Genomic DNA, 20682 nt, shown 5'->3' on the forward strand with positions numbered 1-20682 from the left:
GTCCGGCGCGCGGGCTGCTCCGGGGCCGCGGGTCAGGCGTCCCGACCCGCGCCGGCCGACGGCACGGCCGGGAACGTCCTGGGTGTGGGCCAGCCGCGCTCCGCGTACGTGGACCGCACCCGGCGCACCACCGCGTCGTGCCGGTCCACGGGCACCAGCGCGATGGCCGACCCGCCGAACCCGCCGCCGACCATCCGCGCGCCCAGCGCGCCCTCGGCCAGCGCCGACCCCACGGCCACGTCCAGCTCCGGGCACGACACCCGGTAGTCGTCGCGCAGGCTCTCGTGCGAGGCGAGGAGCAGCGGCCCGAGGTCGGCCACCGCGCCGGCGCGCAGCGCGTCGACCGCGCGCAGCACCCGCTCGTTCTCCGTCACCACGTGCCTGACCAAAGGGCCCAGCTCCGCGGGCAACCGGGCCAGTGCGCCGGGCAGCTCCCCGCCGGTCACGTCGCGCAGCGCGGGCACGCCCAGCAGCGCGGCGGCCCGCTCGCAGCCCGCCCGGCGCGCCGCGTAGCCGCCGTCGGTGTTCGAGTGGCTCGCCCGCGTGTCGATCACCAGCACTTCGAGGCCCTGCGCGGCGGCGTCGAACGGCACCTGCTCGGACTTGCCCGACCGCACGTCCAGGAACAGCACGTGCGCCTCGGTGCACAGCAGCGAGGCCGTCTGGTCGAGCAGCCCGGTCGGCGCGCCCACGAAGTCGTTCTCCGCCCGCTGCACCCAGCGCGCGATCTCCGGCCGGTCCTCCGGCACGTCGGCCAGGCCCAGCAGCGCCAGCGCCACCGCGCACTCCAGCGCGTGCGACGACGACAGGCCCGCGCCCGCCGGCACGTCGCCCGCGACGACCAGGTCCGCGCCGCCGGTGACGCCCTGCGCGCGCAACGCCCACGCCACACCGGCCGGGTACGCGGCCCAGCCGCCCACCCGACCCGGTTCGAGGTCCGCGACGGCGACCGGGTCGGCGTGCCGGAACTCGCCGTCGTCGCCCAGCGTCGACACCGCCAGCACGCCGTCGGCGCGCGGCGACGCCGCCACCGCCGTGCGGTGGGGCAGCGCGAACGGCAGCACGAACCCGTCGTTGTAGTCGGTGTGCTCCCCGATCAGGTTGACCCGACCGGGCGCCGACCACACGCCGCGCGGCGCGCCGCCGTGCAGCCGGGCGAAGGCGTCCGCGGCACGCCGGGCCTGGTCGTCGCGGCCCGGACTCACCTGGCCTGCACCAGCACCGCGTGCGCGACCGACGGCTCCAACTGGGCCGTCGCGCCGGTGCCGCCGCGCACCTGGACGACCCTCGCCCCGGCCAGCGCGTGGACCTCCACGGTGTTGCCCGGCACCACGCCGGCCGCCTTCAGCTCGGCCATCAGCTCCGGGTCGAGCTGCACGTGCTCGGCGATCCGCCGCACCTCGACCTTGCCGCCACCGCGCCGCGCCACCTCGTCGACGCGCACCAGGTCGGCCTCGGCGGGCGGAGCGGGCTCGCCGTCGCCCAGCTTGTCCAGACCCGGAATGGGGTTGCCGTAGGGGGACGTCGTGGGGTTGCCCAGCAGCTTGACCAGCTTGCGCTCGACGGCCTCGCTCATGACGTGTTCCCAGCGGCACGCCTCCATGTGGACCTGCTCCCACTCCAGGCCGATGACGTCGACCAGGAGGCGCTCGGCGAGCCGGTGCTTGCGCATCACGGCGATGGCCAGGCCGCGCCCCTGCTCGGTCAGCTCCAGGTGGCGGTCGTCGGCGACGACCACCAGGCCGTCGCGCTCCATCCGGCCCACGGTCTGGCTCACCGTGGGCCCGCTCTGGCCCAGCCGTTCCGCGATGCGGGCGCGCAGCGGCACGACGCCCTCTTCTTCCAGTTCGTAGATCGTGCGGAGGTACATCTCAGTGGTGTCGATGAGGTCGTTCACACCCGCTCCCCTTACGTATGGTGCCAATGCTAGTCGCCCGTTGACGGGTGCAGGATGGTGCCGTGCATCCACTGATCAGCACTGAAACCCTGGCCGCCGCGCTGGCCGGCGCCGTTCCCCCGGTGGTGGTGGACGTCCGCTGGCGCCTGGGCGGACCTCCGGGACGTCAAGACTACGAGGTCGGGCACCTGCCCGGTGCGCACTACCTCGACCTGGACACCGACCTGTCGTCCGCGCCGGGCGCGGGAGGGCGCCACCCGCTGCCGTCCGCCGAGCACCTGCAGCGCGTCCTGCGCTCGGTCGGCGTCCGCGAAGGTCACCCGGTCGTGGCATACGACACGGGTGACGGGTCGGTCGCCGCGCGGCTGTGGTGGCTGTTGCGGTGGGCGGGCCACACCGAGGCCGCGGTGCTCGACGGCGGGTTCGCCGCGTGGGTCGCCGAGGGTCGCCCGGTGACCACCGAGGTGCCGTCGGCGGAGGCGGGTGACGTCGTGGTGCGGCCCGGCGGGATGCCCGTGGTGGACGCCGAGGAGGCCGCCGCGCTCGCCCGCGACGGGGTGCTGCTGGACGCCCGCGCGCCGCAGCGGTACCGCGGGGAGGTCGAGCCCGTCGACCCCCGTGCCGGGCACATCCCCGGCGCGTTGAACGCGCCCTCGTCCGGGCACGTGGACGGCGGGGGCCGCTGGCTCGGGCCGGCCGCGCTGGCCGAGCGGTTCCGGGAGATCGGTGTGCGGCCCGGTGCGCGGGTGGGCGCCTATTGCGGGTCCGGGGTGACGGCGTCGTCGGTCGTGCTCGCGTTGGAGGTGGCGGGGGTCACGGGGGTCGACCGGCCGGCGGAGCTGTACGCGGGGTCGTGGTCGCACTGGTGCGTCGATCCGGCTCGGCCGGTGGCGACTGGGGATGGTGTTGAAGGGGGCGGCGAATCGGAGCGGTCCTGAAGTGAGTTGATGCAGGAAGAAAAGAGGGTGCTCGCCGCTGGGCAGGCCGCCGGGGGAAAGCGAAAAGCGCCGCGTTCTCCCCGTATGGCCTGGTCTGAAGACCAGCGCACTTGGTCGGGCAGGTCGAGCGGAAAAGCGTGCTCGACCCGCCCGGCCGAACGCGGTTCCCTGCGGGCGGCCATACGGGAGAACGCTCTGCCGGAGGTGTGGTGTGGGATGGCCGCGTTTCGTGCGGGGTTTCAGGCGTTGGGGATTTTCTCGAAGCCCTTGGTCGCCAGTTTGAGGGCTACTTCGCACGGGTCGAAGGAGTCGATCGGGGTCACGCTGGCCAGGAAGGCGGGGGTGATCTCGGACGGGTCGTCGGTCAGCATGACGACGACCGAGCAGTCGCCGCCCTTCTCCTTCACCTCGTACGCGGTGTTGCCGCCGACCTCGATCTCGCGCGCCTCGCCCTCGTACTCGGCGAACGTCACCATGAACAGCACCACCGCGAACGGGCTCTCCGTGCTCTGCACGCAGCCCTTCTCGCCGGCCTTCTGCGCGCCGATGGCGCCGGCCACGTCCTCGGGGGACAGGATGTCGCAGTCCTCGTAGCCCGAGGTCTTCTTCTTGGTGCCGATCTTGACCTTGCCGGCGGGCTTGGTGCTGCCGGACTCGGGCGCGCCCTTGGTCGAGGTGTCCTTCCGGTCGCCCGTCGACGACGGCTTGGTCGACGTGGGCTTGCCCGAACCGGTCCGCTCGCCGGTCGCGCCGCCCGCCACCGGCACCGCCGAGCCGGTCACCGTCGTGGCGCACGCGGAGAGGCCGAGCGTGGCGGCCAGGGCCAGCACGGCCGTCAGGGCGGAGGCTCGTCGCAGGTGCATGTCTGTCTGACCCCGTTCCGACGCGCGGGGTTCCATCCTCGATGGCCGCAACCTGGCCCGCCTCGTCCAACCAGACTCTAAGACCTCCCGCGCGGGTGGTCCGCGCGCGTCCACCAAGCTGTGATCACACCACCGGGCGTGCCTTGGGTTAGGTTGCCGGACATGGGCGTCGAAACCGGTCCCGAAGCCGCTGTCGTCTGGGACGAGTCGTTCCTCGCCTACGACCTGGGCGGCGACCACCCGCTCAACCCCGTCCGGCTGGACCTCACGGTGCGGTTGGCGGGTGCGCTGGGCGTGCTGGACGGGGTGGGGCTGGTGTCGCCGTCGCCCGCGCCGGACGCCGAGATCGAGCGCGTCCACGAACCGTCCTACCTGTCGGCCGTGCAGGCCGCGCCGCTGGCCGGCTGGGACGTCGGGCACGGCCTCGGCACGTCCGACAACCCGGTGTTCGCCCGGATGCACGAGGCGTCCGCGCTGGTCGTCGGTGGTTCGCTGGTCGCCGCGCGGCAGATCGCGTCCGGCGCGGCGCGGCGTGCCGTGAACATCGCGGGCGGGCTGCACCACGCCATGCGCGACCACGCGGCGGGCTTCTGCGTCTACAACGACTGCTCGGTGGCGATCTCGTGGTTGCTGGACAACGGTTTCGACCGGATCGCCTACATCGACACCGACGTGCACCACGGTGACGGCGTGCAGGACGCGTTCTACGACGACCCGCGCGTGCTCACCGTGTCGCTGCACCAGAACCCGCTGAGCCTGTGGCCGGGCACCGGACGGCCCTCGGAGCTGGGCGGCCGGGGCGCGGAGGGCACGGCGGTCAACGTCGCGCTGCCGCCCGGCACCCGCGACCCCGGCTGGCTGCGGGCGTTCGACGCGGTGGTGCCGTCGCTGCTGCGGGCGTTCCGGCCGCAGTTGCTGGTCACCCAGTGCGGGGTGGACACGCACCGGGAGGACCCGCTGGCGGACCTCGCGCTGTCCGTCGACGGGCACCGCGAGATCTACCGCACGCTGCGCGCGCTGGCCGAGGAGGTCACCGACGGGCGGTGGCTCGCCCTGGGCGGTGGTGGGTACGAGCTGCTGCGCGTGGTGCCCCGTTCCTGGACGCACCTGCTCGCGACCGTGCTGGACCGGGACGTCGACCCGCGCACCCCGCTGCCCGCCGACTGGGTGGCGCACGCGTCCGGCCGCGCGCCGGACTGGCCGCTGCCGACCACCATGTCCGACGACGCCGACGTGGCCTTCGAGCGGTGGGACGGCGACGCGCGGTCGCCGTTGGACGTCGCCGTGCGCGAGACGCGCCGCGCGGTGTTCCCCCTGCACGGCCTGGACCCCGACGACCCGAGGGACTAGCGGTGGACCCCTACGACTACCCCCGGCACTGGGAGGCCGACGTCGTGCTCACCGACGGCGGCACCGTCCACCTGCGACCCATCACGCCGGACGACGCGGAGAAGCTGCTGGCGTTCCACGGCCGCCTGTCCGAGCGCACCCGGTACTTCCGCTACTTCGGCCCCTACCCCCGGATGCCCCGCCGGGACGTCGAGCGCTTCACGACCGTCGACCACGCCGACCGGGTGGCGTTCACCGCGCTGCTCGGCGACGACATCGTGGCCGTCGGCCGCTACGACCGGCTGGGCGGCGGCGGCTCCGCCGAGGTGGCGTTCGTCGTGGAGGACGCCCACCAGGGGCGCGGCCTGGGCTCGATCCTGCTGGAGCACCTGGCGGCCGCGGCGCGCGAGCGCGGCCTGAGCCGGTTCACCGCCGAGGTGCTCGCCGAGAACGGCCAGATGGTGCGGGTGTTCCGGGACGCGGGCTACTCGGTGAGCCGGGCGTTCGAGGAGGGCGTGCTGCACCTGGAGTTCGACATCGACCCCACCGACGAGTCGGTGGCCGTGGCGCGGGCGCGGGAGCAGGCCGCCGAGGCGCGCAGCGTGCACAACCTGCTGCACCCCCGGTCGGTGGCGGTGATCGGCGCGTCCACCGACCGCACCAAGATCGGGCACGCGGTGCTGACCAACCTGCTGGCCGCCGACTTCCACGGCCCGGTGTACCCGGTGAACGCCGAGCACCGGTCCGTGCGCGGGGTGCGGGCCTACCCGTCGGTGCTGGAGATCCCGGACGACGTGGACCTGGCCGTGGTCGCGGTGCCCGCCGCGAGCGTGGACGAGGTGATGGACGCCTGCCTCGCCAAGGGCGTGAAGGCGCTGGTGGTGGTGACGTCCGGGTTCGGCGAGACCGGGCCGGGCGGGCTGAGCGCCGAGCGGCGGCTCGCGGCCGAGGCGCGGGCGCACGGCATGCGCGTGGTGGGCCCGAACGCGCTGGGCGTGCTGAACACCGACTCCGCCGTGCGGCTCAACGCGACCCTCGCGCCGAGCCTGCCCAGGCGCGGCCGGACGGGGTTCTTCTGCCAGTCCGGCGCGCTGGGCACCGCCATCCTCGCCACCGCCGCGTCGCGCGGCCTGGGCCTGTCGACGTTCGTGTCGGCGGGCAACCGGGCCGACGTCTCGGGCAACGACCTCCTGCAGTACTGGGAGACCGACCCGGCGACCGACGTCGTGCTGCTGTACCTGGAGTCGTTCGGCAACCCGCGCAAGTTCGCCCGCCTGGCGCGCAGGCTGGGCCGCACCAAGCCGATCGTGGCGGTGAAGTCCGGGCGGCACGCGGTGACGCCCGCGCTCGCGGCGACCTCCGTGCCGGTGGACGAGTCCAGCGTGCAGGCGCTGTTCGAGCAGGCCGGCGTCATCCGGGTGGAATCGCTGGCGCAGCTGTTCGACACCGCGCTGCTGCTGGCGCACCAGCCGCTGCCGTCGGGGCCGCGCGTCGCCGTGGTGGGCAACTCGACGGCGATCGGGCTGCTGGCCGCCGACACCGCGCTGGCGCAGGGCCTGGAGCTGGCCGGCGACCCGGTGGACGTGGGCGCGCAGGCCGGGCCGGAGGCGTTCGCCGAGGCCGTGCGGGAGGCGCTGCGCAACCCGGACACCGACGCGCTGGTGGTGGTGTTCGTGCCGCCGCTCGCGGTGCCGGGCGCGGCGTTCGCGCGGGCGCTGCGGGACGTGGCGGGCACCAAGCCGATCGTGTCGACGTTCCTGGCGGTGGAGGGCGTGCCCGACGAGCTGGCCGTGCCGGGACCGGGCGGCGTGCCGGGCCGAGGGTCCGTGCCGTCGTACCCGAGCCCGGAGCGGGCCGTGCTGGCGCTGGCGCGGGCCACCCGGTACGCGCGGTGGCGGTCCGCGCCGCAGGGGCGCTTCACGCGGCCGGACGGCATCGACACCGCCGCCGCGCAGGCGCTCGTCGACTCGCTGGAGCCGGCCCGCGACGGCGAGGTGCGCGCGGACGACGACACCGCCGTGCGGCTGCTGTCCTGCTACGGCGTGGAGGTCGTGCCGTTCCGGGTCGTCTCGTCGGCCGAGGCCGCGGTGGCCGCGGCGGCGGAACTGGGCTACCCGGTGGCGGTGAAGTCCACCGACGAACGGCTGCGCCACCGCACCGACCTGGTGGGCGTGCGCCTGGACCTCACGGGCGACGACGCGGTGCGCGCGGCGTTCGAGATGCTCGCCGAGGTGTCCGAACGGCCCGACGTGTACGTGCAGCGCATGGCGCCCAAGGGCCTCTCCTGCGTCCTCGGGCTCCAGGACGACCCGTCGTTCGGCACGCTGGTGTCGTTCGGCCTGTCCGGTGTCGTCAGCGACCTGCTGGGCGACCGCGCCTACCGCGCGGTGCCGCTCACCGAAACCGACGCGAAGGCGTTGGTCCGCGCGCCGAAGGCCGCGCCGCTGCTGGCGGGCTACCGCGGTGGCGAGTCCGCCGACCTGCCCGCGCTGGAGGACCTCGTGCTGCGGCTCGCGGCCCTCGCCGAGGACCTCCCCGAGGTGCGGGAGCTGGCGCTGGAGCCGGTGCTGGCCAGCGCGGCGGGCGCGTACGTCAGCAGCGCCCGGCTCACCCTGGGCCCGCCGCCGTCCCGGCACGACACGGGTCCGCGCCGACTCCGGTCACCCGGCGCACCGCGCTGATCGCCCAGTGTCAGACCAGGCGGGCCGGCATTGCGCCAGGTGCCGAGCTGAACCGATCCCGGTCGCGCGATGTTGTCCGTTTCCCTGGACGGAAACCTTGTCGGAGCCTAGGTTTCCGGCATCTTACGAGGACCCGAAAAGGGGAAGAATGGCACTGGCATCGCTGCGCGCCGCGGCTGCGGCGGTGTGCTCCACCGCGCTGGTCCTCGCCTCCTGCTCACCGGGCGACGACACGACCGTCCTCGGCAAGGCCCGCGCCGACCGGTTGGTGATCGCCGTGAGCTACGACCAGCCCGGCCTCGGCGTGCGCCGGCTCGACGGCGTCTTCAAGGGGTTCGACGTCGACGTGGCGCGGTACGTGGCCAGGGAGCTCGGCACGGAGAACGTCACGTTCGTGGAGGCCACCCCGTCCCAGCGGGAGAAGTTGCTCACCGAGGGCCGCGCGGACCTGGTCGTCTCCACCTACTCGATCACCGACAAGCGCAAGGAGGTGATCGACTTCGTCGGGCCGTACTTCGTGGCGGGCCAGGACCTGATGGTCAGGCTCACCGACACGCACATCACCGGTCCGGAGTCGCTCACCGCGGGCGTGAAGCTGTGCTCGGTGGAGAACACCACCTCGGCGCAGCACGTGAAGGACCGGTTCGCCCAGTCCGTGGAACTGGTGAATTACCCGAACTTCAGCGACTGCGTCACCGCCCTGCTGGCCGAGCAGGTGGACGCGATGACGACCGACGACGTGATCCTCGCGGGCTACGCGGCGCAGAACCCCGAGCTGCTGCGAGTCGTCGGGAAGCCGTTCAGCGAGGAGCGGTACGGCATCGGCCTCCGCCGCGGCGACGCCGCCGGGAAGGCGAAGGTGACCGCGGCCGTCCAGAAGATGATGGATTCCGGCGAGTGGCGCAGGTCACTGGAGGAGAACGTCGGCCAGTCGGGCTACGCCATCCCCGACGCGCCCAAGATCGTCCCGTGACGCGCGACCACCCCGATAGCGGTCTGACCGGCGCGTTCGAGGTCGTAGGCTCGCCGGGTGCCTGCTTCTCACTTCGTTCCCCAGTACCGCGCGGACGGGCCGGTCCGCGCCGGTATCCCCGAGCACGGCCGGATACCCCGCTACTACGCGGTGAAGACCGAGTTGTTGTGGTTGATCGAGGCACTGGGGGAGGGCACCGCCCTGCCGTCCGAGCGGGAGCTCGCCGAGCGGTTCTCGGTGTCCCGCGTGACGCTGCGCCAGGCGGTGGGCGAGCTGGTGCTGGAGGGCAAGCTCCAGCGCCGCCAGGGCAGCGGCACCTACGTCGCGCCCCCCAAGCTGGTGCAGCCGCTGTCCCTGGTCAGCTACACGGAGGGGATGCGGCGGCAGGGCGTGGCCCCGGCGCGCAGCGTGATCACCGTCGAGCACCTGCCCGCGGACGACGTGCTGGCGCGCGACCTGCGCATCACCCGCGGCGACACGGTGGTGCACCTCGAACGCGTGCTGCTCGCCGACGACGAGCGGGTCGGCCTGGAGTCGACCTACCTGCCCGAGGCGCGCTTCCCGACGCTGGTGGAGGTGTTCGACCCGACGACGTCGCTGTACGCGTGCCTGACCGACCGGCTCGGCGTCGTGTTCGCCGAGGCGGAGGAGCGGGTGGAGACGGTGCTGACGACACCGCGCGAGGCGTTGCTGATCGGCACGAACCCGGCGCTGCCGATGCTGCTGCTGCACCGCGTGTCGTACGACGAGGACGGCGCGCCCATCGAGCGCGTGCGGTCGCTGTACCGGGGTGACCGGTTCAGCTTCGTCGCGCGACTCCGCGCGGAGGCATAGCTTCCGACGTTCGGCCGAACGTCGGGCCGAACAGGTCACGGACCGGTAACCCATCTAGTCCACATCTCCAGTTCACTTCCGCGTCGCAGTGGGGACATGGTCGGTTCGTCACGACCACGCACCGTTCGCGGCGTGCGAGTGCTCATCGTTGGTGGTGGCGTGCTGGGGACCATGCACGCCTGGCAGGCCGTGGAACGCGGCCACGAAGTGGTCCAACTGGAACGGGAACCCGAGGCGCGAGGGGCCTCGGTGCGCAACTTCGGCCTCGTGTGGGTCGGCGGGCGCGCGGCGGGCGCGGAACTGGACGTCGCGCTGCGCGCCCGCGAGCTGTGGGAGCGGATCGGGGAACGGGTGCCCGCGCTCGGGTTCCGGGCCAACGGCTCGCTGACCGTGCTGCGGACGCCCGCGGAGGTGGCCGTCGCGGAGGAGACCGCCGCGCGGGCCGACGCCTCCGAGCGCGGCCTGAAGCTGCTCGACCCCGCCGAGGTCCGGGCGCTGAACCCGGCGGTGCGGGGCGACCTGCTGGCGGCCCTGTGGTGCGAGCGCGACGGCGCCGTCGAGCCGCGCACCGCGCAGCCGGCGCTGCGGGCCGCCCTGGAGGCGTCCGGCCGCTACACGTGGCTGCCCGGCCGCGAGGTCCGGTCGGTGTCCGCCGGCCGCGTCCGGGACGACCGGGGCGACGAGCACCGCGCCGACGTGGTCGTGCTGTGCACGGGCGCGTGGCTCGGCGGCGTGGTCCGCGAGCTGACCGGCGGCGTGCCGGTGCGCCGGGTGCGGTTGCAGATGATGCAGACCGAGCCGCTGGGCGAGCCGTTGACGACGTCCGTCGCGGACGGCGACAGCCTGCGCTACTACCCGGCCTACCGGGGTGCGGCGCTGGACGCGTTGAACAGCGGCCAGCCCCAGCCCGACGTGGCCCGCGAGCACGCCATGCAGCTCCTGGTGGTGCAGCGCCTCGACGGCGGGCTGACCATCGGCGACACCCACGCGTACGACGAGCCGTTCCCGTTCGACACCGAGGACGCGCCCTACGACCACCTCGCGGCCGTCGCCGAGCAGGTGCTCGGCCGGCCGCTGCCCCGCGTCGCCCGCCGCTGGGCGGGTGTCTACGCGCAGTGCCGGGACACCTCGCGGGTCGTGCACCGGGAGCAGGTCGAGCCGGGCGTGTGGCTGGTGACCGGCCCCGGCGGGCGCGGCATGACGTGCTCGCCCGCCATCGCGTCCGACACGGCCGACGAGGTGGGCCTGTGACCTCCCTGGTGGTGTTCGACATGGCCGGTACGACCGTGCTGGACGACGGGCTGGTGGAACGCGCGTTCCGGCGGGCGCTGCCGGGCGCGACGCCCGGCATGGTGGACTACGTCCGGGCCACGATGGGCCAGTCCAAGATCGTCGTGTTCCGCGCGCTGCTGCACGACGAGGCCGCCGCGCAGCGGGCGAACGCGGCGTTCGAGGAGGCGTACGCGGCGCTGGTCGCGGAGGGGCGCTGCGCGCCCGTGCCCGGTGCGGCCGACGTGATCGCCGACCTTCGCTCGAAGGGCGTGAAGGTCGCCTTCAGCACCGGCTTCTCGCGCGCCACGCAGCACGTCATCCTCTCCGCCCTCGGCTGGACCGACCTGGCGGACTTCACGACCACCCCGGCCGAGGCGGGTCGGGGCAGGCCGTACCCGGACATGGTGCTCGCCGCCGTGCTCGGCCTGGGCCTGCCCGACGTCCGCGAGGTCGCCGTCGTCGGCGACACGCCCTCGGACGTGCTGACCGGCCTGCGCGCCGGCGCGGGCGTCGTGGCCGGCGTGCTCACCGGCGCGGGCACGCGCGCCGAACTGGCCGCCGCGGGCGCGACCCACGTCCTCGACTCCGTGCTCGACCTCCCCGCCGTCCTCGAAGGGTTGTGACGACAGTGTTCCCGAAGGTCCCCGGCATCCCGAAGGTCCGGGGCGTCCGCGCGCTGCCGGCCGTCGGCCTGCTCCTGCTCACCACCGCCTGCGGCGGCACGGCCGGTGGCGGCACGGCCGACGACCGGACCGTCACCGTCTACACCGTCGACGGGCTCGCCGGCTGGTACGGCAAGCGCGCCGCCGAGTTCGAGGCCAGGACCGGCATCGCGGTCCGGCTCGTGGAGAGCGGTTCCGGCGAGGTCGTGACCCGCGCCGAGCGGGAGAGGGCCAACCCGCAGGCCGACGTGCTGGTGACGCTGCCGCCGTTCATCCAGCGCGCCGAGGCGGCCGGGCTGCTCGCCGAGTACGCGCCCGCCGGCGCGGACCGGGTCGCCGAGCGCACCGGCCGGTACACCGCGATCGTCGACAACTACCTGGGCTTCATCCGCAACCCGAAGCTCGCCGTGCCCGCGCCCACGACGTGGCAGGACCTGCTCGACCCGCGGTTCCAGGGCAAGCTCCAGTACTCCACGCCCGGTCAGGCCGGTGACGGCACGGCGGTGTTGTTGCAGCTCAAGCACGTCTACGGCGACCAGGGCGCGCTGGACTACCTGGCCAGGCTGGAGAAGAACAACGTCGGGCCGTCGTCGTCGACCGGCAAGCTCCAGCCGAAGGTCTCCAAGGGCGAGATCCTGGTGGCCAACGGCGACCTCCAGATGAACCTCACCTCGATCCGGGACGACAAGTCCGAGTTCGAGGTGTTCTTCCCGGCCGACGAGCGGGGCGTGCGCTCGACGTTCGCCATCCCGTACTCCGCCGGGCTCGCCACCGGCGCGCCGCACGCGGACAACGGTCGGAAGTTCCTGGACTTCCTGCTCTCGCCCGAGGTCCAGCGCACCGTCGCCACCGACGCGATGGGGCTGCCCACCCGCTCCGACGTGCCCGCCGAGGGCCCGATCGCGGAGCTGCTCGCCGGCGTCGAGGTGTGGCAGCCGGACTGGACGGCCGTGGTCGCGACCCTGGACGCCGACCTCGCGGCGTACGCCAAGGCGGTCGGCCGGTGACGCCGGCCGTCGAGCTGCGCGGCGTATCCGTCCACTTCGGACGGACCGTCGCGCTGCACGGCCTGGACCTAGCGGTGGCGCCGGGTGAGACCCTGGCGCTGCTCGGCCCGTCCGGCTCCGGCAAGTCGACCGCGCTCAAGGCCGTGGCCGGGTTCCTCCGGCCCACGTCCGGGCGGGTGCTGCTGGCCGGGCGGGACGTGACGGACACCCCGCCCAACCGCCGCGGGCTCGGGGTCGTCGTGCAGAGCTACGCGCTGTTCCCGCACCTGAAGGTCGCCGACAACGTGGCGTTCGGGCTCCGGGCCCGGCGCATGCCGCGCCGGGCCGTCGCCGAGCGCGTGGAGGAGGTGCTGGACCTGGTCGGCATGGCGGGCTTCCGGGACCGCTACCCGCGCCAGCTCTCCGGCGGCCAGCAGCAGCGGGTGGCCATCGCCCGCGCGCTCGCGATCCGGCCGCCCGTGCTGCTGCTGGACGAGCCGCTGTCGGCGCTGGACGCGGCGCTGCGCGAGGAGATGGTCGCCGAGCTGCTGCGGCTGCGGTCGGAGCTGCCCGACACCGCGATCGTGCACGTGACGCACGACCAGGGCGAGGCGCTGGCGCTGGCCGACCGGATCGCCGTGATGCGGGACGCGCGGCTGGTGGAGGTGGGGCCGACCGAGTCGCTCTACCACCGGCCGGCCGAGGCGTTCACCGCGTCGTTCCTCGGCGCGTCGAACCTGCTGCCGGTGGAGGTGGTGGACGCGGACACGGTGCGGCTCGGCGACGTGCGGCTGGCCGCGTCGTCGGGCGGGCTGCCGCCGGGCGAGGCCGTGGCGCTGGGCGTCCGGCCGCACCGGGTCGGGGTGCGGGAGTTCACCGGGCACGGGCTCGCGGCGCGGCTGGTCGCCGTGCAGTGGCGCGGCACCGGTTTCCGCCTCGACCTGGACTTGGAGCTGGGGCACCGGCTGCGGGCGGAGGTGCCCGCCGTCGAGGGCCTGGCCGTGGGCTCCCGCGTCGAGGTGTCCATCCCGGACGGTTGTCCGCTGGTGCGGGTGGCGTGATGCGGCGGTTGGTCTGGCTGCTGCCGCCGGTCGCGGTGCTGGTGGTGTTCTTCGGCTACCCCCTGGCGCTGGTGCTGCACCAGTCCTTCGTGGCCGACGACGGCGCGATCGGCCTGGCGACCTGGCGGGAGGTGCTGACGTCGGCGGAGTTCGGGCGGGCCCTGGGTCGGACGGCCCTGCTGGCGGTCGCGGCGACCGTCGGGTGCCTGGTGCTGGGCGTGTTCCTGGCCCTGGTGATCGCGTTCGCGCCGTTCCCCGGCGCGCGGGCCGTCTCGCGGCTGGTGGACGTCGTGCTGGCGTTCCCGTCGTTCCTGATCGCCCTGGCGTTCACGTTCCTGTACGGCAGCGCGGGCGTGCTCAACGCCGCGCTGGGCAGCGGGTCGGTGGACTTCCTGTACTCGCCGTGGGGCGTGCTGCTCGCCGAGATCACGTTCTACACGCCGTTCGTGATGCGGCCCGCGTTGGCGGCGTTCAGCCAGGTACCGGGCGCGCAGCTGGACGTGGCGGCCAGCTTGGGCGCGTCGCCGTGGCGGGTGCTGCGGCAGGTGGTGCTGCCCGAGGCGCTGCCCGCGCTGGCGTCCGGGGCCTGCCTGACCCTGCTGCTGTGCATGAACGAGTTCGGGATCGTGCTGTTCGTCGGGGCGAAGGACGTCATCACGCTGCCGATGCTGGTGTACACCAAGGCGATCGTGACGTTCGACTACCCGGCCGCGTGCGTCGTCGCCGTGGTGAACGTCGTGTTCTCCGGCGCGCTGTACGCCCTGCACCGGTGGGTGTTCGCGAAGGGAGCGGGCCGTGCTGCTGTGGACGCGGCGTAGTCGCGCGCTGGCCGTGGCGGTGTTCGCGGTGCTGTTCACGGTCGTGGTGGTCGCACCACTGGCGATGATCGTGCTGGCGTCGGTGGCCGGGTCGTGGAACGGCGTGCTGCCCGCGGAACTCACCGGCGCGCACCTCGCCTCCGCCGTCCGCGGCGACGCCGTGGCCAGCGCGGTGGTGAGCGCCCAGACGGCGGTGATCGCGGCGTTGGCGGCGGTCGTGCTGGGCACGTGGTTGGCGCTGGGGTCGGAACGCGCGCCCGGTCCGGTGCGGCGGGTGGTGGACGCGGCGGCGCACCTGCCGCTGGCCGTGCCGTCGGTGGTGGTCGGGTTGGGTCTGCTGGTGGCGTTCAGCCGGCCACCGCTGCTGTTGAACGGCACGCGCTGGATCGTGCTCGTCGCGCACCTGGTGATCCTGCTGCCGTTCACCTTCAGCGTCGTGTCCGCGGCGCAGCGGCGCGTGGACCCGCTCGTGGCGGCCGTGGCGGCGAGCCTCGGCGCGTCACCGGCGCGCGTGCTGTGGCAGGTGCGGCTGCCCGCGCTGCTGCCCGCGATGTCCGCGTCCGCGTCGCTGGGGCTGGCGCTGTCGATGGGCGAGGTGGGCGCGACGATCATGCTGTACCCACCGGACTGGCGGACGCTCCCGGTGAGCGTGTTCGCGCTGACCGACCGGGGCCAGGTGTTCGCGGCGTCCGCGTCCACCGTGCTGCTGCTGGGCATCACGCTGGTCGGGTTGGTGGCCCTGGGTGCGGTCCGGTCCCGCGCGGCGGAACGCTAGCGACGCGGAACGCCGTCGGCGCGGAACGTTAGCGAAGCGTGAGGTGATAGCGGCCATTGGCAGGCACTGCGGCCTGCCCTTGCGGTAGTACCGTTGGTGCTCGGGAAGTGAGTCCTCCTCACCCGCAACGGCGCGGGGGAAGCGGGGGTGCGCCGTGACGTTCAAAGAGGAGTTCCTGGCGGAACTCGAAGACTGCCTGCGCGGCTACGGCGCCGTGCCGGTGTGCGACCCCGGTGCCGTCGCCCGGTTCATCGACTACGTGCGGCGGCTGCCCGAGGACGACCAGCGGCTGCGGTGCCTCGCGGGCGTCGACCAGGGCTCGGGCTCGTTCTGGAACAACCCCGCCGTCTGGTGGGAGCAGGTGCCGAGGTTCGGTGTCGCGGCGCACGACTGCTCCGACCTGCTCGACCGGATGCTGGACGAGGCGATCAGCGACGAGATCGACGTGCTGGAGATGGAGATCCGGGAACTGCCCGGCTGAGCGCGGAAACCACCCGTGGTGCGTCCGGGTCGCCGGACGCACCACGGGGCGTCTCACACCGACAGCAGGCGGTCGAAGAACGAGCGGTAGCGCCGCAGCGCGAGCCTCAGCTCCTCGGTGTCGGCCTCCCCGCCCGCCTGCCACTGGCCCTCCAACGAGCGCTTGTGCTCGGCGAACGTGGTCGCCAGGCTCTGGATCACCTGCGCCACCAACTCGTCCGCGCGGCGCACCGCGTCGCGGGGGTCGTCCACGAAGTCGGCTTGCAGGGCACGCCACTCGCCCTGGAAACCGTCCGCTTCCCCGGTGGTGAACAGGGGTTCGTCGTCATCGCCGCGCGGCGCGGCACCCGTTCCGGGAGCGGTCGCGTCCCGGTTCTCCGCCGTCCTGTGGTGCCCGGCGGTGGCGTCGGCGGGCTCCGCCGCACCCGTCGTGGTTCCGGCCGTGTCGGTGGTCCCGGTCGCGTCCGGGGAGCCGGACGTCCGCGCATCGGCGTCGTGCTCGTCCACGACCCGCTCGGGCCGGTCCTCGTCCGTGACCCGGTCGGCGGCGCCCATACCCGTCGGGTCGGGGAACCGTTCGCCCGTCGGGGATTCACGGTGACCGCGCTTCTCCGGCGGCACGAAATCGTCGGTGGTGAGGCGATCGGTCATCACCGCGCTCCTTCCGCGCGGTCCCGTCGACCGGCGTCGCGGTCGTCCGCGCTGTTCACCAACAGGTCCTCGAACAGGGTGCGGTAGTGCACCATCGCCGTCCGCAGGTCTTCCGTGGACGCCTCACCCCGGTCCTGGCGCTGGGAGATCGCGTGCGCCTCCCGGTAGTGGTCCAGGGTGTTCGCGTGCTCCACCGAGAGCAGCGAAGCCTGGTGCTCGTACCCCTCGGTGGGGTAGCCGCGCTCGGCCATCAGGTCGGTGACCAACCGGTCCGCCTGGGCGACCGCGGTGGTCGGCGCGTCCACGAACTGCTCCTGGATGCGGGTCCAGTTCCGCGCGTAGCTCTCGCGCGTCACCGGGGTCAGCGGGCGGAGTTCGAGCTTCGCGTGCTCGCGCTCCCGCTCGACGAGCTCGCGCTCCGCCGCCATCCGGTTGTCGCTGCGCGCCAGGGCACGGTCGTACTCCGGCCCGAACTTCGTACGCAACCTCTTGCGCTGCAAGAGGAATCGCAGCAGCACGATCGCCGCCGCGACGACCAGCACGACGACGATGACGCCGATGATGGTGCCGGTGGACATCTGTGCCTCCTCGGGCTTGGCTGTCCACCGGGTTCCCTTGCCGCGCAGGGACAAACCTGCCCTAGCCCTTGACGCACACCACCTGCTTGAGCCTGGTCACGACCTCGACCAGGTCGCTCTGCCGCGCGATCACGGCGTCCAAGTCCTTGTACGCGCCCGGAATCTCGTCCACGACGCCGACGTCCTTGCGGCACTCGACGCCCGCCGTCTGCGCCGCCAGGTCGTCGGCGGTGAACGTCTTGCGCGCCTTGGTCCGCGACATCCGCCGCCCCGCGCCGTGCGACGCGGACTCGAACGAGTCCGGGTTGCCGAGACCGCGCACGATGTACGAGCCGGTGCCCATCGAACCGGGGATGATCCCCAACTCGCCCTTCCGCGCGCGGATCGCGCCCTTCCGGGTCACCAGGACGTCCTCCCCGAAGTGGTGCTCCTCCGACACGTAGTTGTGGTGCGCGCTGATCGGCTCGTCGAACGTCACGTGCGGGAAGTGCGCGCGCAGCACGTCGCCGACCAGGTCGGTCATCGCCGCCCGGTTCCGACGGGCGTACTCCTGCGCCCAGTACAGGTCGTGCCGGTAGGCGGCCATCTCCGGCGTGCCCGCGAGGAACACCGCGAGGTCCGGGTCGGGCAGCTCGGCGTTGTGCGCCAACTCCCGCGCGACCGCGATGTGGTGCTGCGCCAACTGGTTGCCGACACCGCGCGACCCGGAGTGCAGCATCACCCAGACCCGGCCGTCGGTGTCCAGGCAGATCTCCAGGAAGTGGTTGCCGCCGCCGAGCGTGCCGACCTGCCGCACCGCCTTGTCCAGCTTGAGGGACGGCGTCAGCCGGTCGAACGCGTCCCAGAACGCGTCCCGCGCCACGACCGGCTCCTCGTGCATGGCGAACCCGACCGGCACCGCGGCCTCCAGGGCGGTGCGCAGGGGCAGCAGGCTGGCCGGCAGGTCCTCGGCGGTGAGCGAGGTCTTCACCGCCGTCATGCCACAACCGATGTCCACACCGACCGCGGCCGGCGACACGGCGTCCTTCAACGCGATGACCGACCCGACCGTCGCACCCAACCCGTAGTGCACGTCCGGCATGACGGCGACGTGCTTGACGGCCCAGGGCAACGAGGCGATGTTGCGCAACTGCCGGAGAGCCTGCTCCTCGACCTCGGCCGGGTCGGCCCAAAGACGGATGTCGACGCGCGCGCCGGAAATCGTGGTAGCAGTCATGGCACAAATGCTAGGTCCAGGCCACTCGACACGCGATCCGATTTACCCGGCCACACATCCCGGCCAAGCACACACCGAACAGGCACCACCCCTGCTCACGCCGAACAGACCCCGACCCCTGCTCATGCCGGACAGACCAAGACCCACCGCACCGCGCAGCACAGACCTGGTCCCTGCACCGCGCCGCGCAGACTTCTGGTCTCGTGTTCTCCCCGTATGGCCTGCCCGCAGGGCAACCACAGTCGGTCAGGGGGCGCAAGCACGCTTCACCGCTTGCGCCCCCTGACCGACTGTGGTGGTCTTTGACAGGCCATGCGGGGAGAACACGACGCCTTTAAAGCTTTTCCTCCCCGGAGGTCTGCCCAGCGGCGAGCGCTTCTTTAAAGCTTGTGCGGGCGCCTTCCGCGCGGAGGTTCTTCGGTTTGAGCGGGTCAAAGCTTAAAGAAGGGCGCTCGCCGCTGGGCAGGCCACCGAGGATGGGGGCAAAGCTTCTTCGAAGCTTTGCAAGCTTTTCACGCTGCGCGTGAAAAGCTTTGGCTGCGTGTCATCCCCGTACGACCTGTCAAAGACCACCACAGTCGCCGAAGGGGCGCAAGCGGTGAAGCGTGCTTGCGCCCCTTCGGCGACTGTGGTCGCCCTGCGGGCAGGTCGTACGGGGATGACACGCAGCCGCCCGAGGTGTGCCCAGCGGGCGCACCTCGGGCGGTGGTGTCCGGTGTCAGCGGCTGACCGCCTTGCGGTACTGGCGGGTCGCCAAGGGGACGAAGACGACCAGGAAGATCACCACCCAGATCAGGGTGGTGAGCACGGGGTGCTGGAGGGACCACACGTCGGGCGGCGGGAACGCCGGGTTCGTGTTGCCGAACAGTTCTCGGGCCGCCTGGGTGACCGCCGAGACCGGGTTCCACTCGGCGAACGTCTTCAGCACGCCGGGCAGCTTGCTCTCCTGCACGAACGTGTTCGCGATGAACGTCAGCGGGAAGATGGCGATGAAGCTGGCGTTGTTGAACACCTCCGGGCTGCGCACCATCAGGCCCACGATCGCCATGCCCCACGACACGGCGTAGGCGAACAGCAGCAGCAGCGCGAAGCCCGCCAGCGCCTCGAAGAACGACGAGTTGATCCGCCAGCCCACGATGAGACCGGTCACCGACATCACCAGGATGACGATGACGTTGTTCGCCAGGTCCGACGTCGTCCGCCCGATGAGCACCGCCGAGCGCGCCATCGGCAGCGAGCGGAACCGGTCGATGACGCCCTTCTGGATGTCCTCCGCCAGGCCGCTGCCGGTGATGGTCGCGCCGAACACCACGGTCTGCGCGAAGATGCCCGCCATCAGGAACTCGCGGTAGTCCATGCCGGGGATCTGGATGGAGCCGCCGAACACGTACGCGAACAGCAGCACGAACATGATCGGCGACAGCGTGGAGAAGACCAGCAGGTCCGGCACGCGCTTGATCTTGATCAGGTTGCGCTTGGCGACGACCGCGCCGTCACCCAGCGCCTGCACGATGGTGCTCATTCCCCCTGCTCCTCCTGCTTCTCCTCGGCCGCGTGCCCGGTCAGCGCGAGGAACACGTCGTCCAGCGTCGGCCTGCGCAGGCCGACGTCGAGCACCTTGATCGCTTCCGCGTCCAGCCTGCGGATGCCGTCCACCAGCACCTCGGAGCCACCGGAGACCGGCACGGTCAGCCGGTGGCCCCGCTCGTCCACCACGAACTCGCCGATCGCCAGCGGGGCCAGCACTTCCCGCGCCCGCGCCACGTCCTGCGCCGAGCCGAGCGACAGCTCCAGCCGCTCGCCGCCGACCTGCGCCTTCAGTTCGTCGGCCGTGCCGAGCGCGATGACGTGGCCGTGGTCGATGACCGCGATCTTGTCCGCCAGCCGGTCGGCCTCCTCCAGGTACTGCGTGGTCAGCAGGAGCGTGGTGCCGCCCGCGACGAGTTCCTCGATGACGTCCCACATGCCGAGCCTGCTGCGCGGGTCGAGGCCGGTGGTCGGCTCGTCCAGGAACAGCACGCTCGGCTTCGCCACCAGCGCGCCGGCGAGGTCGAGGCGGCGGCGCATGCCGCCGGAGTAGCCCTTCACCGGCCGGTCGGCGGCGTCGACGAGGTCGAACCGGTCGAGCAGTTCCCGCGCCCGTTCGCGGGCGCGCTTCTTGCCCAGGTGGTAGAGCCGCCCCACCATGTCGAGGTTCTCGAAGCCGGTCAGGTTCTCGTCGACCGCCGCGTACTGGCCGGACAGGCCGATCTTGCGGCGCAGCGCCTTGGCGTCGGCGACGACGTCCAAGCCCGCGACCGTGGCCCTGCCCTCGTCGTGCTCCAGCAGCGTGGTGAGCACGCGGACCGTTGTCGTCTTGCCCGCGCCGTTGGGCCCCAGCAGGCCCATGATGGTGCCCTCCGGCACCACGAGGTCGAGCCCGTCCAGGGCGACGACCGACCCGTAGCGTTTGACCAGTCCTTCGGCCACGATTGCGTCTGCCATGACGGTCATGATGGACCTCGGGTACGACAGTCACGCGGCAAATATCACTCTTCCAGCGGAAGTTTTCCCGTGACCAGCGCTTTTCGTGACGCTGGGACACCCCTCGACGTCCCCCGCCCGGCGCAACGCGACCGGAACAAGTTGCGGCGTGAAGGCAAACGGTGTGCGCTGCGTGGGTGACGAT

At 72.8% G+C, this 20682-nt stretch carries 20 protein-coding genes; 12 read left to right on the plus strand and 8 right to left on the minus strand.

Annotation, left to right across the window (positions count from 1 at the left end; genetic code table 11):
• Positions 1-32 precede the first annotated feature (32 nt).
• Both galK and C8E97_RS09615 read right to left on the minus strand, forming a co-directional pair.
• Positions 33-1205 (minus strand): galactokinase, encoded by a 1173-nt coding sequence (gene galK / locus C8E97_RS09610; protein ID WP_121003606.1) that lies wholly within the window; start codon positions 1203-1205, stop codon positions 33-35.
• On the minus strand, positions 1202-1897 hold the full coding sequence (locus C8E97_RS09615) for an iron-dependent transcriptional repressor DtxR (RefSeq protein WP_121003608.1): 696 nt from the start codon (positions 1895-1897) through the stop codon (positions 1202-1204). The genes galK and C8E97_RS09615 overlap by 4 nt, the downstream gene beginning before the upstream one ends.
• Before the next feature lie 62 nt (positions 1898-1959).
• On the opposite strand from C8E97_RS09615, the gene C8E97_RS09620 reads away from it, so the two are divergent.
• Positions 1960-2835, plus strand: coding sequence for a sulfurtransferase (locus C8E97_RS09620; RefSeq protein WP_121003610.1), 876 nt, complete (start codon positions 1960-1962; stop codon positions 2833-2835).
• 239 nt (positions 2836-3074) lie between these two features.
• Here C8E97_RS09620 and C8E97_RS09625 read toward each other — a convergent pair whose 3' ends face one another.
• On the minus strand, positions 3075-3698 hold the full coding sequence (locus C8E97_RS09625) for a DUF3558 domain-containing protein (RefSeq protein WP_170211718.1): 624 nt from the start codon (positions 3696-3698) through the stop codon (positions 3075-3077).
• A 162-nt stretch (positions 3699-3860) separates the two neighbouring features.
• On the opposite strand from C8E97_RS09625, the gene C8E97_RS09630 reads away from it, so the two are divergent.
• The 11 genes from C8E97_RS09630 to C8E97_RS09680 all read left to right on the plus strand — a co-directional run bounded on the left by C8E97_RS09630 (position 3861) and on the right by C8E97_RS09680 (position 15570).
• A complete protein-coding gene (locus tag C8E97_RS09630; protein WP_121003614.1) occupies positions 3861-5048 on the plus strand; it encodes an acetoin utilization protein AcuC in 1188 nt (395 codons plus the stop codon).
• 2 nt (positions 5049-5050) lie between these two features.
• Positions 5051-7708, plus strand: a complete 2658-nt coding sequence (locus tag C8E97_RS09635) for a bifunctional acetate--CoA ligase family protein/GNAT family N-acetyltransferase (RefSeq protein WP_121003616.1) — start codon at positions 5051-5053, stop codon at positions 7706-7708.
• A 148-nt stretch (positions 7709-7856) separates the two neighbouring features.
• Positions 7857-8681, plus strand: a complete 825-nt coding sequence (locus C8E97_RS09640) for a glutamate ABC transporter substrate-binding protein (RefSeq protein ID WP_121003618.1) — start codon at positions 7857-7859, stop codon at positions 8679-8681.
• Between the two features lie 57 nt (positions 8682-8738).
• Positions 8739-9515 carry a GntR family transcriptional regulator gene (locus tag C8E97_RS09645; RefSeq protein ID WP_121003620.1) on the plus strand — a complete coding sequence of 259 codons (777 nt, stop codon included), beginning with the start codon at positions 8739-8741 and terminating at the stop codon, positions 9513-9515.
• A gap of 132 nt (positions 9516-9647) precedes the next feature.
• Positions 9648-10766 carry a TIGR03364 family FAD-dependent oxidoreductase gene (locus C8E97_RS09650; RefSeq protein WP_121003622.1) on the plus strand — a complete coding sequence of 373 codons (1119 nt, stop codon included), beginning with the start codon at positions 9648-9650 and terminating at the stop codon, positions 10764-10766.
• Positions 10763-11410 (plus strand): phosphonatase-like hydrolase, encoded by a 648-nt coding sequence (locus C8E97_RS09655; protein WP_121003624.1) that lies wholly within the window; start codon positions 10763-10765, stop codon positions 11408-11410. Before C8E97_RS09650 ends, C8E97_RS09655 begins: the two co-directional genes overlap by 4 nt.
• Positions 11407-12456, plus strand: a complete 1050-nt coding sequence (locus tag C8E97_RS09660) for a 2-aminoethylphosphonate ABC transporter substrate-binding protein (protein WP_246018776.1) — start codon at positions 11407-11409, stop codon at positions 12454-12456. The genes C8E97_RS09655 and C8E97_RS09660 overlap by 4 nt, the downstream gene beginning before the upstream one ends.
• Complete coding sequence (locus tag C8E97_RS09665) at positions 12453-13496, plus strand: ABC transporter ATP-binding protein (protein WP_121003626.1); 1044 nt, start codon at positions 12453-12455, stop codon at positions 13494-13496. The genes C8E97_RS09660 and C8E97_RS09665 overlap by 4 nt, the downstream gene beginning before the upstream one ends.
• On the plus strand, positions 13496-14314 hold the full coding sequence (locus tag C8E97_RS09670) for a 2-aminoethylphosphonate ABC transporter permease subunit (protein WP_121003627.1): 819 nt from the start codon (positions 13496-13498) through the stop codon (positions 14312-14314). The genes C8E97_RS09665 and C8E97_RS09670 overlap by 1 nt, the downstream gene beginning before the upstream one ends.
• Positions 14292-15089 carry an ABC transporter permease gene (locus tag C8E97_RS09675; RefSeq protein WP_121003629.1) on the plus strand — a complete coding sequence of 266 codons (798 nt, stop codon included), beginning with the start codon at positions 14292-14294 and terminating at the stop codon, positions 15087-15089. The genes C8E97_RS09670 and C8E97_RS09675 overlap by 23 nt, the downstream gene beginning before the upstream one ends.
• 154 nt (positions 15090-15243) lie before the next feature.
• Positions 15244-15570: a hypothetical protein gene (locus tag C8E97_RS09680; protein ID WP_121003631.1), complete on the plus strand. Its 327-nt coding sequence runs from the start codon at positions 15244-15246 to the stop codon at positions 15568-15570.
• A 53-nt stretch (positions 15571-15623) separates the two neighbouring features.
• On the opposite strand, the gene C8E97_RS35875 is transcribed toward C8E97_RS09680, so the two are convergent.
• From C8E97_RS35875 to C8E97_RS09705, 5 genes are all read right to left on the minus strand, one after another.
• Positions 15624-16220, minus strand: coding sequence for a hypothetical protein (locus C8E97_RS35875; protein WP_246018777.1), 597 nt, complete (start codon positions 16218-16220; stop codon positions 15624-15626).
• A complete protein-coding gene (locus tag C8E97_RS09690) occupies positions 16220-16798 on the minus strand; it encodes a hypothetical protein (RefSeq protein ID WP_121003633.1) in 579 nt (192 codons plus the stop codon). The genes C8E97_RS35875 and C8E97_RS09690 overlap by 1 nt, the downstream gene beginning before the upstream one ends.
• Positions 16799-16859: 61 nt before the next feature.
• Positions 16860-18014 (minus strand): RtcB family protein, encoded by a 1155-nt coding sequence (locus C8E97_RS09695; protein ID WP_121003635.1) that lies wholly within the window; start codon positions 18012-18014, stop codon positions 16860-16862.
• 718 nt (positions 18015-18732) lie between these two features.
• Positions 18733-19536, minus strand: coding sequence for an ABC transporter permease (locus C8E97_RS09700; protein ID WP_121003637.1), 804 nt, complete (start codon positions 19534-19536; stop codon positions 18733-18735).
• The gene (locus tag C8E97_RS09705; protein WP_121011203.1) at positions 19533-20498 is read right to left on the minus strand and encodes an ATP-binding cassette domain-containing protein; all 966 of its coding nucleotides are present in this window, start codon (positions 20496-20498) and stop codon (positions 19533-19535) included. The genes C8E97_RS09700 and C8E97_RS09705 overlap by 4 nt, the downstream gene beginning before the upstream one ends.
• Positions 20499-20682 lie beyond the last annotated feature (184 nt).

Origin of the sequence: Saccharothrix australiensis, assembly GCF_003634935.1 — a bacterium.
GTDB lineage: Bacteria > Actinomycetota > Actinomycetes > Mycobacteriales > Pseudonocardiaceae > Actinosynnema > Actinosynnema australiense.